Source organism: Lentzea sp. NPDC060358 (assembly GCF_042725365.1).
Lineage (GTDB): Bacteria > Actinomycetota > Actinomycetes > Mycobacteriales > Pseudonocardiaceae > Lentzea.
In genome coordinates this window covers 47494-61517 of record NZ_JBHXCW010000006.1, presented here as the reverse complement: position 1 = coordinate 61517, position 14024 = coordinate 47494, and the positions used below count along the sequence as shown (strand labels likewise).

The 14024-nt window shown below is 67.7% G+C and carries 7 protein-coding genes; 5 read left to right on the top strand and 2 right to left on the bottom strand.

Features of this window, described 5'->3' with window-relative positions:
* The first annotated feature begins 212 nt into the window (after positions 1 to 212).
* The 3 genes from ACFWGZ_RS02645 to ACFWGZ_RS02635 are packed head-to-tail and all read left to right on the top strand — an operon-like array spanning position 213 to position 6481.
* The gene (locus ACFWGZ_RS02645; protein WP_382449695.1) at positions 213 to 1628 is read left to right on the top strand and encodes a hypothetical protein; all 1416 of its coding nucleotides are present in this window, start codon (positions 213 to 215) and stop codon (positions 1626 to 1628) included.
* Positions 1625 to 3127 carry a DNA polymerase Y family protein gene (locus ACFWGZ_RS02640; protein ID WP_382449694.1) on the top strand — a complete coding sequence of 501 codons (1503 nt, stop codon included), beginning with the start codon at positions 1625 to 1627 and terminating at the stop codon, positions 3125 to 3127. Before ACFWGZ_RS02645 ends, ACFWGZ_RS02640 begins: the two co-directional genes overlap by 4 nt.
* A gap of 60 nt (positions 3128 to 3187) precedes the next feature.
* Positions 3188 to 6481, top strand: coding sequence for an error-prone DNA polymerase (locus tag ACFWGZ_RS02635; protein WP_382449693.1), 3294 nt, complete (start codon positions 3188 to 3190; stop codon positions 6479 to 6481).
* On the opposite strand, the gene ACFWGZ_RS02630 is transcribed toward ACFWGZ_RS02635, so the two are convergent.
* Positions 6482 to 7222 carry a hypothetical protein gene (locus tag ACFWGZ_RS02630; protein WP_382449692.1) on the bottom strand — a complete coding sequence of 247 codons (741 nt, stop codon included), beginning with the start codon at positions 7220 to 7222 and terminating at the stop codon, positions 6482 to 6484. It abuts the gene before it with no gap.
* Between the two features lie 375 nt (positions 7223 to 7597).
* Between ACFWGZ_RS02630 and ACFWGZ_RS02625 the strand changes: the two genes are divergently transcribed.
* Together ACFWGZ_RS02625 and ACFWGZ_RS02620 are read left to right on the top strand one after the other, a co-directional pair.
* Complete coding sequence (locus ACFWGZ_RS02625; protein ID WP_382449691.1) at positions 7598 to 7789, top strand: hypothetical protein; 192 nt, start codon at positions 7598 to 7600, stop codon at positions 7787 to 7789.
* Complete coding sequence (locus ACFWGZ_RS02620; RefSeq protein ID WP_382449690.1) at positions 7789 to 9603, top strand: HEXXH motif domain-containing protein; 1815 nt, start codon at positions 7789 to 7791, stop codon at positions 9601 to 9603. Before ACFWGZ_RS02625 ends, ACFWGZ_RS02620 begins: the two co-directional genes overlap by 1 nt.
* A gap of 8 nt (positions 9604 to 9611) precedes the next feature.
* Here ACFWGZ_RS02620 and fxsT read toward each other — a convergent pair whose 3' ends face one another.
* Positions 9612 to 14024, bottom strand: coding sequence for an FxSxx-COOH system tetratricopeptide repeat protein (gene fxsT / locus ACFWGZ_RS02615; protein ID WP_382449689.1), 4413 nt, complete (start codon positions 14022 to 14024; stop codon positions 9612 to 9614).

Sequence of the window (14024 nt, the reverse complement as noted above, 5' to 3'; positions counted from 1 at the left end):
GTTCCCGGTGCTGCTGAGGGCACGGTAGATGACCTTGCGGACCCGTGTGGCCATGTCCACCAAAAGGGTGACGTTCTGGGATTGACACAGGGGTGCGCCCGCACGCTACGATCATCCCGTTCGTTCGAACAAGAGTTCGAATAAGCAAGTCGCCGAACTTCCCTCGGCGGCCGTGCACAGGGGTGCGCACGGTCCTCAGGGAGGTGGGTGGAGTGTCCAGGTCGACAACGGCGTCGTTGGCCGCGCTCGGGGTGAACCCGGCCAGCGAGTTGACCAGCACCACCACCGACCACGCCACGGGGCGGGTCCTGCCGGTTCGCGGGGAACTGGCGGGCCTGCTGCCGTGGGGCGGCTTGCGGCGAGGCAGCACGGTGTCGGTGGGCGGGTCGACATCGTTGCTGCTCGCCCTGCTCGCGGGCGCCACCGCGGACGGCTGCTGGGCCGCCGTGGTGGGCCTGCCGCAGGTGGGAGTGCTGGCCGCGGCCGAACTGGGCGTCGCGGTGCAGCGACTGGCGCTGGTCCCACGCCCCGGCTCCGACCCGGGCCCGGTCATCGCGGCCCTGCTGGACGGCATCGACCTGGTGGCCGTCGCCTGCCCGCTCCCACCGTCCCTGGCCCGCCGCCTCACCGCCAGAGCCCGCCAACGCCGCACCGTGCTGATCGCCTTCGGCTCCTGGCCCTCGCCCGACGTGGAGCTGACGGTGGAATCCGTGCGCTGGAACCCGCTGGACGACGGCGCGGAAACGCTGCGGCGCCAAGAGATCAGCGTGCGCACCGGCGGCAAGGGCTCAGCAGGCCGCCCCCGGCACGTGGTGCTGACGTTCGGCCCGTCGGACGACATCGAACTCCCGCTGGTGGCCGGCGACCCGGCCCGCCCCGACGAGCCGGCTGATGCCGGTCCGGAGCGGGTCGACGAGCTGGCCGCCAGACGGGCAGATACCGCAGGCCCCGCGAGGCGCGCCGTTGGTGACGCGCCCGCGGGAGGCGGGCGGTCCGCGGCGCGGGCAGCCGGTCACCGCACCACGGGCCCGCGCTTTGCCGCGGAGGCTGTCGGCGCGCATTCTGGTGCGGCAGCGCGCTCTGTCGAGGCAGCCGCGAGAACGCGCTCTTCCGCGCTGGCGGCGGAGCCCTGCTCTGTGGCTGAGCCCCGCTCTCTGACGGAGTCCCGCCTTCTGGCGGAGCCCCGCTCTCTGGCGGAGCCCCGCCCTCTGGCAGAAGCTCTGGGCGCGCCCCTGGCCAGGCTCGCGCAAGGGTCCCCTCCGGCCGGGGGACCCCCGAATTCCATTCTCCCAGGCAGCACCGACAATTTTCGCGCCACGAAGCCGGCCACCCAGCTCACCGCGACCCCGACGCCCGCCACGAACCCGGCCCTCGAGCCCGTCGCGACCCCGGCTCCCACGCCCGCCACGAACCCGGTCCCCGAGCCCGCCACGAACCCGACTCCAAAGCACCTGCCGGACTCAGCCCCGCAGCCTCTCCCAGCCCGAGCCCCGACCCACCCGACGCCCGCAGCCCCGAACCCCCTCCCGACCCGAATCCCGACACGCCCAACACCCGTGGCCCCGCACGCCCTCGCACCCCAGGCCCCGCACCCCCTCACATCCCAGACCCCGGAGCACCGCGAGTGAAGGACACCCGCCTCCTCGCCGTCTGGTGCCCGGACTGGCCCGTGGTCGCCGCCTGCACCGCCACCGGCACCAGCCAGCACGTCCCGGTCGCGGTGGTCGACGGCAACGAGGTCGTGTCCACCTCCGCCGTGGCCCGCGCCGAAGGCGTCCGCAACGCCATGCGCCGCCGCATCGCCGAGTCGACGTGTCCCGAGCTGGTCACCTTCGAGCACGACCCGCAGCGCGACGCCCGCTGTTTCGAGCCGGTCGCCGAGGCCGTCGAAGAGCTCGCCCCCGGCATCGAGGTCGTCCACGCCGGCCTGGTCGCGGTGCCGGCCAGAGGACCCGTCGGCTACTTCGGGTCCGCCGACCGGGCGGCCGAACGCATCGTCGACCACATCGCGACCCGGACCGGGGCCGAAGCCCAGGTCGGCGTGGCCGACAGCCTCTTCGCCGCCACCAAGGCCGCCCATCGCAACGTGATCGTGCCGCCCGGCCGGACCGCGGAGTTCCTGCGGCCGCTGGGCGTGCACGAGCTCGCCGCGCCGGAACTGGTCGACCTGCTCAGGAGGCTCGGCCTGAAGACGCTCGGCGCGTTCGCGGACGTCCCGGAGAACGCTGTGACGTCAAGGTTCGGCGGTCCGGCGATGAGGCAGCACCGCCTGGCGCGCGGGTTGCCCGAACGCCCGCTCGACAAGCGCAGGCCGGCGCCCGAGCTCGCCGTGCAGGAGACCTTCGACGACCCGATCAGCCGCATCGACGCCGCCGCGTTCGCCGCGAAGCTGCTGTCCGAGCGGCTGCACGAGAACCTGGCCGCGCGGAGCCTCGCCTGCACGCGCCTCGGCATCCACGCCCTGACCGAGAACGGCGAGGAGCTGCACCGGGTGTGGCGGGCCGCGGAACCGTTGACACCACGGGGAATCGCCGACCGCGTGCGCTGGCAGCTCGACGGCTGGCTCACCCGCGAACGCCTCACCTCCGGCATCAGGACGCTCACCCTCGACCCGGTCGAGGTCGTCGACGGCACGGCGTTGCAGCTCGGGTTGTGGGGCCACGACGACGAACGCGCGGTGCGGGCACTCCTGCACGTCCAGGGCCTGCTCGGTCCCGACGGCGTGCTCACGCCCGTGATCGACGGCGGCCGCGGCCCGAGGGAACAGGTCAAGCTCGTGCCGTGGGGCGACGAACGGACGCCGGGCCGGAACCCGGACCACCCGTGGCCCGGCCGGCTCACCAGGGCGCCCGCCACGCTCGCCGACGACCCGGCCGGCCTCGAGGACGCGAGCGGTGGCGACATCGGCGTGACGGGCCGCCTCGAACTCACCGCACGACCGAAAAGCCTGACCGTCAACGGAAAACGGCGCGAGATCAGTGCGTGGGCCGGGCCGTGGCCGGTCGACGAGCGGTGGTGGGCGCCGGACCCGCACCGGGCGGCGCGCATCCAGGTGCAGGCGGACGACCAGGCGTTCCTGCTGATCCGCAGGGACGGGAAGTGGTTTCTGGAAGGGGTGTACGACTGATGCAAGACGACTACTGGGACCTGCTGGAAGCGTTGATCCCGTTGCCGCGCGAGGAATTCGATGGGCTGGAATAACCCGCCGGTCCGCTGGAGGGAGCTGGAGCGAGCCCTCTCCGGCAAGCCCGTCGAGCAGAACCCCGACGGCGGCGACAGCCCGGCGTGGTCGCGGCGCCGCGACCGGTACAGCGCTCCGCCGGGGTTCGAGCTGCGTGTCGACGACACCGCGATCACCCGCACACGCGTCCCGTACGCGGAACTGCACTGCCACTCCAACTTCAGCTGGCTCGACGGCGCGAGCCACCCCGAAGAGCTCGTCGAGGAGGCGCAACGGCTCAAGCTCGACGCCATCGCGCTCACCGACCACGACGGCATGTACGGCGTGGTCCGGTTCGCCGAGGCCGCTAAAGAACTCGGCATGCACACGGTGTTCGGCGCCGAGCTGAGCATCGGGCTGCGCAAGCCCCCCAACGGCGAACCCGACCCCGGCGGCGACCACCTGCTCCTGCTCGCCCGCCAGCAGCCCGGCTACCACGCGTTGTGCCGCACGCTCACCACCGGCCACCTCGACGAGGGCGCGGAGAAGGGCAAACCCGTCTACGACCTCGACCAGATCGTGGAGGACACCAGGGGCGAGGTCGTGGTGCTGACGGGCTGCCGCAAGGGAACCGTCCGCCGAGCACTGGCCGGGGAGGGACCGGAGGCGGCGTTCCGGGAGATCGTCCGGCTGACCGACATGTTCGGCAAGGGCCGCGTCTACGTCGAGCTGACCGACCACGGCCTGCCGGAGGACAGCCGGCGCAACGACGTCCTCAACGCGATGGCGCAACAGCTCAACCTCCCTGTCGTGGCGACGAACGCCGTGCACTACGCGACCGCGAACCGGGGCAGGCTGGCCGCCGCGATGGCCGCCGTTCGCGCCCGCAGCAGCCTCGACGACATGGCCGGCTGGCTACCGCCGGCGCCCGCGGCGTTCCTGCGCAGCGGCGAGGAGATGTGGCACAGGTTCCGCCGTTTCCCGGGAGCCGTGCACAACGCCGCGTTGCTCGGCATGCAGCTGGCGTTCGACCTGCGGCTGGTGGCGCCGAAGCTGCCGCCGTTCGACGTGCCGCCCGGCCACACCGAGATCAGCTGGCTGCGTCAGCTCACCTACCAGGGCGCGCAACGGCGCTACTCCGGCCTGGCGCACGAGGACAGGGCGTTGCGGCAGATCGAGCACGAACTGCGGATCGTCGAACAGCTCGGCTTCCCGGGCTACTTCCTGGTCGTGCACGACATCGTGGACTTCTGCAAGCGCAACGACATCCTCTGCCAGGGCAGGGGCAGCGCGGCGAACTCCGCGGTGTGCTTCGCGCTCGGCATCACCAACGTCGACGCGGTCCGCTTCGACCTGCTCTTCGAACGCTTCCTCGCCCCCGCCCGCGACGGCCCTCCCGACATCGACGTCGACATCGAGTCCGACCGCCGGGAAGAGGTCATCCAGCACGTCTACCAGAAGTACGACCGCCGTCACGCGGCCCAGGTCGCGAACGTCATCACCTACCGGGCCCGTTCCGCGGTGCGCGACATGGCCCGCGCCCTCGGCCACTCACCGGGCCAGCAGGACGCGTGGAGCAAGCAGATCGACAGGTGGGGGCCGCTCAGCGTCACCACCGACGACTGCGACATCCCCGAAGACGTGCTCCGGCTGTCCGCGCAACTGGAGAACTTCCCGCGCCACCTGGGCATCCACTCCGGCGGCATGGTGATCTGCGACCGCGCCGTCAGCGAGGTCTGCCCGGTGGAGAAGGCGCGCATGGACAAGCGCACGGTCCTGCAGTGGGACAAGGACGACTGCGCGTCCATCGGACTGGTGAAGTTCGACCTGCTGGGCCTCGGCATGCTCTCCGCGCTGCACTACGCGATAGACCTGGTGCGCGACCACGAAGGCGTCGACGTCGACATGGGCGCGATCGACCTGGCCGACCCGGCCGTCTACGAGATGCTCCAGAAAGCCGACTCCGTAGGCGTCTTCCAGGTCGAGAGCCGCGCCCAGATGGCCACGCTCCCACGCCTCAAACCGCGCAAGTTCTACGACCTGGTCGTCGAGGTGGCACTGATCAGACCGGGACCCATCCAGGGCGGCTCGGTGCACCCGTACATCCGACGCCGCAACAAGGTCGAGGACTGGGACTACGACCACCCGTTGCTGGAGAAGGCACTGGAGAAGACCTACGGCGTCCCGCTGTTCCAGGAACAACTGATGCAGATAGCGGTCGACGTGGCCGGCTTCACCGCCGCCGAGGCCGACGAACTGCGCAGGGCCATGGGCGCCAAACGCTCGACCGCCCGCATGGAACGCCTGCGCGACCGCTTCTACGAGGGCTGCGCCCAGAACGACATCGGCGAGGAACTGGCCGGCAGCATCTACGCGAAACTGCTGGCGTTCGCGAACTTCGGCTTCCCGGAGTCCCACGCCCTGTCGTTCGCGCACCTGGTCTTCGTCAGCGCGTGGTTCAAGCTCTACTACCCGGCAGCCTTCTGCGCGGCCCTGCTCAGAGCCCAGCCGATGGGCTTCTACTCCCCGCAGTCCCTGGTGATCGACGCCCGCCGCCACGGCGTGACGGTCCACGGCCCGTGCGTGAACAGGTCTCTGCCCTGGGCAGGCCTGGAGCAACTGGACGGCGCGAACGCGGTCCGCATCGGCCTGTCCGCCGTGCGGGGAATGGGCGAGGAGGACGCGGCCCGGATAGTCGCCGCCCAGCCGTTCCGCGACCTGGAGGACTTCGGCACCCGAGTCCAGCTCACCACGGCCCAGGTGGAAGCCCTGGCCACAGCGGGCGCCTTCGCCGCCTTCGGCCTGGACCGCCGCCAGGCCCTGTGGGCGGCGGGCGCGGTGGCAGCCATCCGCCCGGACCGCCTGCCGGGAACCACGGTGGGCGTGGCCGCACCCGCGTTGCCGGGCATGGACGACGTGGAACTGGCAGTGGCCGACGTCTGGGCCACGGGCCTGTCCCCGGACAGCTTCCCGACCCAGTTCATCAGGTCCACTTTGGACTCGATGGGCGTCCTCCCGGTGATCTCGCTGCCGTCCGTCGAGCCGGGAACCCGAGTCCTGATCGGCGGAGCCGTGACCCACCGCCAACGTCCCGCCACCGCGGGCGGCGTCACGTTCCTCAACATCGAGGACGAGACGGGCATGGTGAACGTCGTGTGCTCGCCCGGCCTGTGGGCCCGGTACCGCAAGGTGGCGCGCGGCAGCGGCGCCATGCTCGTGCGGGGCGTGGTGGAGTCGGCGGAGGGCGTGATCAGCGTGCTGGCGGACCGCCTGCAGCACTTGGACCTGCGCATCCCGTCGAAGTCCAGGGACTTCCGCTGATCAGCCACGAGCCTGACCGCCGCGAGGCGACCGCAGTAGCCGGACCCAGGCACTGGTCGTCGTTTCCTTGTTCACCACTTCCAGCTGTCGGTAGGCCTTCAGCTGAACGGGATCACCGTTTTGGACGACGTCCTTGAAAAACCAGTCCGAAGTGATGACCGCAAGCAACGTAGAACTCTTCAGCGACTTCCGGAAAACTTCGGCATCGACGAGGCGGCATGCGTGGATGATCGCCGAACCGGTGGCGCCGTACTCGTCAAAGTCGACCTCGCCGGCGTGCATGGACAGCCGAAGCTGAATGCGCTCCCGCGCTAGCAGGGTTCGGTTGTATGCGTTCAGGGCCTCAACGAGCGCACCAGGCAGAAGATCGGCCAGTAGCCTCTTGCTCTCTCCTGCAGGGATGACCACGATCACACCATCCCCTCGGTCTGCCAGATGGCATGCGGGCAACTTGATGCCGACAGTGTCGAAGCCCGCTTCGACTGTTTTGCGCATGGCACGCCGGATTCGCACTTGGGTTGGGTTGCTAACGTGCCGGCTGGAGCCCACGACGTCGACCACGACGATCGTGCCATGCCCATTAGTGACTACCGGCTCTTTTTCCCCGGCGATGTCTGGTGGACCGCCACCGTTCTCGGCGGGACGCAGCGGTTCGGCTGAATTCTGAGCATTCGCGCTTTCCTCTTCGTGCGCGGGCTCGCTCATCGTTTCCTCCATCGTCGGACTCGCGCGGTCGGTCATGTGGTTGAAGCAAGTGGCGTTAAGGTGAGTAATGGTGTGGTCTCGAAGGTGGTCGGCAGAAGCGGCCCGCAAGGTCGATTCCGTCGGAAGCTGAAGCTTTCGGTTTGAACCCATTGAACTCCGTGCTGACAATTCGACCCGCGGTGCGCAAAGCTGCGCTCTTGCGGTTGCTCTGTTCGTGGCGGGCGGGTTGCTGTGCCCGCCTCCCTCGCTTGAGCACACCTGGAATCGAATATCTGGCGGAGTGTCGGTGAACGCCCACAGGTTCGCGTCGAACCTGGGTGTGGCAGGGAAGGAGCCCTTCCGCAGCTGCTCATGCTTGAGTCATCATGGTGTCGCCTGCTCCTGTCGGGTTCGGTACGAGGGGACGACATCATGACTTCTTCAAGTGCAGAGCCAGGCGTTCAATCGAACCTGCTCGACCTCGAGCGGGTTCCGTTCGCCAAAATGCGCGAGCTGGACGCCGAAATCCTGCGCAACGCGCTCGGCCATGTGGTCGAGCGTGCTCGGCTCGTTCGTGCTCCCTATCGAAGCAGCAACGCTTCCGGTGGTGAGCGGATCGATTGATGCCGACCGGTGCCGAGTACCACAGCATGTCGTGGAACGACTTCGACGCGTTGGCTCGTCTTCAGGGAGACGCGCAGATGGTGCGTCGTCTTCGTCAGGCTGAGCGCAGCAGGCGAATGTTGTTGCTGCACGCCTTGCTTGAAACCTCGGCGAAGGCGCCGGAGCTGTACGGGCCGATGCCTCTGCCCGACGAGGCGCGTCAGCTGTTCGATCGAGTGGAGCGCAAATCCCCAGCCGCGTTCGACCGGCTGCTCGCTCATCCGTACACCGGGAGCTGGGCGGGCTACACGACACGCCTGCTGCGTGACCGCATCGACGGTGTATGTCCACTGTGGATGCACCTCGGCCATGTGCACTCGATCGCCGCCGCTGCGGCGATCCGAGCCGGACTGGATTTCGAGATCGCAGTTCCACTGTGGAACGGAAACGCTTCCCTGCCGACACTCGGTATGACACGACTTCCCTTCATGACGTCCTTCTCGGTTGCAACGGTGCACGGCGGACCGGAAAGCTACCGGGTCACCAATGAGCTCGGCAGCGAGTCCATACCGGACCCCGACGAAACCGGAGCCGGATGGCAGCACATCCGTGTGTGTCACTGCGAGGTCGAGCAGCAGATCTTCACAGTGTGTCTCGATGACGTCGATCCTTACCGTGGGCTGTACGAGCCGCTGCTCCCGCAGCGGCTGGGCGACGTTGAGGTTGCTGATTGGACTCGACTGATTGACGAGGCTTGGCGGTTGGTCGTTGTGGCCGAACCGAGCTTCGGCAAGGTTCTCTCCGCAGGCTTGAGCTCGCTGGTTCCCAAACCGAACGTGCCGTTCCAGAACCCGAGCGCATCAACAGGTGAAGCCTTCGGCAGTGCTGTCGTGGGGCGGCCCGAAGACGGTGCGGACCTCGCTGCAACCTTGATCCATGAACTCCAACACATAGTCCTCGGCGGAATTCTTCACATGGTCCGTTTGTACGAAAGTGACCCGCAGGAGCGGATCTACGCGCCGTGGAGAGATGATCCCCGTCCGCTCAGTGGTGTACTGCAAGGTGTTTACGCGTTCTTCGGTGTTGCCGCGTTCTGGCGAGCACTCGCCGTGGTCGGTTCAGGCGTGATCGGCCGTCGTGCATCGTTCGAGTTCGCTTTCTGGAGGAGACAGGTCTGGCACACATTGCTGGTATTGCGGGAAGACGCGACTCTCACCGATGCTGGACGCCGTTTTCTTGCTGGTATCGAAGATGTTCTGGGGCCGTGGCAGCGAGAACACGTCCGTGAGGACATGGTCAAATTAGCTGTCGCAGTCGCCAAGGATCATCGAGCGGGATGGCGATTACGGCATTTGCGCCCAGAACCAGCTGCTGTAGCCGCCATTGTGGATTCATGGCGGGCGGGCAGACCCGTTCCGCCGATCGGAGCGATACACGCCGACTTGGTTTCGACACCCGTGCCGGACGGCACATGGTCCCGTAGCCGTGCCGCCTTGGTCCGGCTGAGTTTGACCAAGGCGGACCGAGCCGAGCTGGCTGCCACCTGGCGTGAGGTTCCTGGTGCCACCTCAGCCGATTTCGCTTACTCGACGAGTCGGTTCGAAGACGCGGTCATGGGCTATCGCGCCGAACTCGGAGCGACACCTGACCGGCCGGCATCCCTGGTGGGGTTGGGGCTTGCGCTGGATGCAACAGGGTCCGGGCCCGCGGCACGCGCGCTCCTTCATCGACCGGAGCTGGTTCGTGCTGTGCACCGGGAACTGCGGCGCACAGCTGCTCGAAGACCAACTCCGGAAGCCGTGGCAGAGTGGATCGGCCAACTCGTCTCAGGCTGAAGCCCCGTCTACATCAGAATCGGGTCTATGTCACAGTTCGCCCTCGCTCCCTTGATGGCGGCGATGGTGCCGGGGTGGGTTTCGCCCAGAGCCCTGCGGTACTTGTCCAGGATCGGGCCGCGATAAGGTTCGGCCTCTTCGATCCGTCCCAGTACTCGCAGGTCCAGACCCAAATTGATGGCGGCGGCCAGGGTCGTGGGGTGGTCCGCGCCGAGAACCTGTTCGGCGCGTCCCAGTGCGTCTTGATTCAGTGTCAGGGCCATCTCGGTTTCTCCGAGGGTTGCCACATCGCTGGCGAGGTTGATGGTTGCGATCACCGCATACGGGTGGTTTGCGCCCATACCCGACCGGTAGTGCTCCAGCGCTCGTTCGTCCAGCACTCGCGCCTCTGCTGCTGCACCTTGCAGTCGGAGCGTGACCGCGAGATCGACCGTTGCGGCAATCGTGTGCGGGTGCAGGACGCCGAGACTGCGGCTGTAGCGCTGGAAGGTCTGTTCGCCGAGGTCTTTCGCCGCTGCGAGGTTGCCCGAATGGCGAAGGTCGATCGAATGCGCCAACGCGCACGCCATGGTGGTCGGGTGGTCGACGCCGTACGCCACCGTGAATCGCTCAAGGGCTGCCGTCGACAGCTCGAGGGCGGTCTCGTGGTCACCGTTCTTGCGTCTAGAGACCGAAGACAAGAACTCCATTGCCACGCTGTCGGCGTTGTCCTTGCCGAAGCGAGCTTGGAAGAAGTCGGTGAGTTTCTCCTGGTCAATTCGCGCCCGAAGGTACTCGCCCGCCTCTCTCCTGTCCACGATGAGAGCGGAGTTGGAATAGAGTGTCTTGGGATGATCTGGTCCCAGAACTTCTACCCGACGCAGATAAGTGTTCTCGTCGATTTCGGCGGCGGTCTTGTAATCCCCGGAAAGTCGGAGACTCAAGGCGTGCTGATAAGCGGCGTTCAGGGATTCGGGATCATCCTCGCCGAATAGATTCCTTGATTTGATGTAGATCTCTTCGCTCAGTTTTGAAGCCTCTGCGAAGTCGCCCTTGGCGCGCAGGTCCATCACGATATTGGTCTGCAGAACGAGAGTCTCTTCGCTGTCCTCGCCGGATACTTGGATTCGACTCTGCAGCGTGGGCTGGTTGATTTTGGAGGCTTCCTCGTACCGGCCCAGCCCCCACAGGTAGAAGCCGAGCCGCTGAGCGACATCGAGTGTGTGCGGATGCGTTTTCCCCAACTGCCGCTGGAATTTGTCAAGGGCGTGCTCGGCGTACTTCGCGGCTTCGTCGTGGTCACCCCATGCGAAGAGGAAGCGCATCAGGTTGATCGCGAGCTGGCGAACCCATCCGTCTTCGCAGTCGACGATGTCGGCCGAGTAGGCGTGAGGTAGCAGTTCGCGGTACCGCGGCCAGTGGCGATCCGATTCAGGGTCGTTCGGGTCGCGGCTGACCAGCAGTTGGTGAGCTCCATGCCTCATCTGTGCTTGCAACTGGGGCGCCATCACCCGGTTGCGGAGGACCAACTGGACCAGGCGGTGGAGCTGGATCGTGTTGTTGCCGTGATCGATCTTCGCCAGACCGTAGCGGTTGATGTCGCGGATCGCCCTCGCCAACTGGATCGGGTCACGCAGAGCCGCGTCCAGTTCCGGGGAGATCGACGAGCGGCTCACTCCCGTGAACAGGTCGCGGGAAATGGGCTCGGGAGAGAAGTAGGCGCAGATGTGCAGGATCTGGTGAGCGGCGGGGTTGCGGGTCTTCAGTTCGTCGAACGAGACGTTCCACGCCGCGGCGACAGAGACCTCGTACGCAGACGGTGCGGAGGTGTCGAGGATTTCCGCGACGGACTCGTCGAAGAGACGTAGGTACTCGCTGACCGGCATACCCGTCATCGCTCGCCACGCCGCTGCCTGCTCGACTGCCAAGGGGAGGTCCCCGAGCTTCTCGGCGAGCCGATTCGCGTCGTCGGCGTTGATCTCCGGGCCTCGCTTGCCCAGCAGTTCGATACTCTCCTCGCGATCGAACACGGCCAGTTCAAGAGGCCTCGCCACGCCCGCCCAGTCCGGGTTTCGCGAGGTGATGAGCACCTCGCCGGGGCCGTTCGTGGGGATGAACGGCAGGACCTCCTCCGGCGTCTCCGCCGCGTCGAAGACGAGCAGCCAGCGCCGGAACGGCCTGCCCAGGCGCAGTGCCTCGCGAATGGCCGGCACAGCGGTGTTCGACTCCGAGGCGCCCGGCAGTCCCAGCTGCCTGGCCAAGTCGGTGAGACTGGCGCGAATCTGGGTCACGCGGGCCGCTTCGATCCACCAGATCAGGTCGTAGTCCTGTGAATGGCGGTAAACGTACTCGGTTGCCATCTGTGTCTTACCGATACCGCCCATACCGTGCAGTGCGGAGGGCAACACCGCGGTTGTGCCGCCTGCTGCCAAGCGTTTGCCCAACTGTTCGAGAAGCTCCCTCCTTCCGGTGAAGTTGGGATTTCGTGGAGGAACATTCCCCCAGACGGGTGGAGGGTCGTCCTTCTGTCGTTTGTAGAACGTGCGAGGTTCGGATGGCGTGTGATACGTGGAGGAGTGGTCGGGGGACTCGGAAATGGCCACGTCGCTCGGTCGATCCAGATGAGCAGCAGGGGTGGAAGTTGCCGCGGAATCGCTGGGCCGCTCGGCCAATTCGGGCATGTCCTCGCTCGCAGTCCTGCTCAGGCTGCCCTTGATTGATTCAGAGGCCAGCAAAACGGAACGCCCGTGCGTCCCGACTTTCTGCAGTCGGTCCGCACGGGACAAGTATGGTCCGGACAAGGCTCTCATGATCGCGCGTTCCAGCTCCACATCCGCGGGTGCACTCGCCTGATCCGGATCTGGAGTCCCATGCGGGTCGGCTATGGCATCTCGGATGCGCGCGAGAACGGGAAGGCGGTCCGAGAACTCCGCGGCGGCGGCCTGAACAACGCCGGCGGTCTCGGAACGGCGGGCGCCACCGAGCAGCAGTTCGCGAACGGGTTCCGTGAAGGCGAAGGCCTGGGTGTCCTGAACGGGTTCGTGGTCCTCCGGCTCCGCGGGGTGCAGCAACCTGCTCAGGAGCAATTCGGCCAGGTGTTCGATTTCTGCTTCCGGTACGAATCGGCGGCGAATCAATTGAGCGACGTCCAAGTGCGCGGGAACCGCGGCCAGCAGGGTCGCCAGCCGCAGCGCGGGCGGTGACGCCTGGGCGCGGAACTGCCGGATCTGGTCGTGGGCCGGCAGGGGGAGCGGCTCGGCGGCCGACGTCTCCCGGGCGGCCAGCAGGACCGTGCCGGTGATCGGGCCGCGGTGCTCGCCTGCGATCAGGCCGCTCCACCACCGCAGCCAGCGCGGTCGCATCTCGATCACCGGGATCGGCACGGTGCCGGGACGGACCAGCGCGTCCGGGTCCGGCTCGAGCCAGGCGTCGGGCAGGTCGAAGGTCCAGCGGCCGTTGGGCTTCATCGCGCCGTGGGCGGTCAGTTCGACGCGGTGGGTGCGCACGCGGCCGCGGTCCCAGAGCCACTGGGGGAGCAGGTGCACGACGCTGACCGGCATCGTGCGGCCCCACGTCGCCAGCATCGGCAGCAGGACGTCCGGTTTCCAGGTGTCGCCGACGCCGTCGGTCAGCAGCAGGACCACCCGCCTGCCGGAGGTGTCGACGATCTCGGCCGGGTCGCGCGGAGGTGTGTCCGCCGTGCCGCCGCGCAGGATCGGGACCGCGGCGCCGTCCGCGTCCTTGACCACCTCGAGCAGGCGGGTCTGGATCGTGCGGAACGCCCCCAGCCTGCTCAGCATCTCCGTGAAGGCGGAGACCCTGGGCTGCCAGAGCGACATCAGCGGGCTGCGGTCGATGACGAGGGTCAGGTCCAGCCAGCGTTCCTTCTGAGGCTTGGTCACCGGCCACCAGCGGCCGGTCTGCGCCACCCGGTCCGCCGTCCCGTGTTCGTCCAGGACCATCGTGTCGTCGCGCCACGAGCGGATCTCGCGCTTCAGCGGCCGCAGCGCGCGGAAGCACGCGAGCGAGTCGACCAGCGGAGCGCTGATGGCGTGGTCGCCGTGGGTGGCCGGGGAGAGGAACTCGGGCACGGCGGAGAACTCCGCGCGCATCGGTTCTTCGGATGGGGTCTCACGAACGGGTGGTTCCGCCGACGGAGTCTCACGAACGGGTGGTTCCGGGGCCGGATCGGGGGCGGCGACGTCGGCGGGCGGCGGAACGGGATCGGGGTCGGGTTCGGTTCGCTCGGGTGCGGGCGGCTCGGGCGGGGTGTGGTCCGGGTGGGTGGGACGGACGGCGGACGCCAGCCAGACGACGTCTCCCAACTCGGCCCAGTCGAGGTCGTCGATGACCAGGTCGGCGCCGTCGGGCTGCGCTGGTTCGGTGGTCTGGGTCCTGCCTCGGTCGCCAGGGGGTCCGGGAGCGCCGCTGGGCGTGCGCAT

What these genes read in the sequence shown, in the direction of transcription:
- fxsT (WP_382449689.1), bottom strand. Translation starts at nt 14,024, where the DNA reads ATGCGCACGCCCAGCGGCGCTCCCGGACCCCCTGGCGACCGAGGCAGG.
- ACFWGZ_RS02630 (WP_382449692.1), bottom strand. Translation starts at nt 7,222, where the DNA reads ATGACCGACCGCGCGAGTCCGACGATGGAGGAAACGATGAGCGAGCCC.
- ACFWGZ_RS02625 (WP_382449691.1), top strand. Translation starts at nt 7,598, where the DNA reads ATGACTTCTTCAAGTGCAGAGCCAGGCGTTCAATCGAACCTGCTCGAC.
- ACFWGZ_RS02635 (WP_382449693.1), top strand. Translation starts at nt 3,188, where the DNA reads ATGGGCTGGAATAACCCGCCGGTCCGCTGGAGGGAGCTGGAGCGAGCC.
- ACFWGZ_RS02620 (WP_382449690.1), top strand. Translation starts at nt 7,789, where the DNA reads ATGCCGACCGGTGCCGAGTACCACAGCATGTCGTGGAACGACTTCGAC.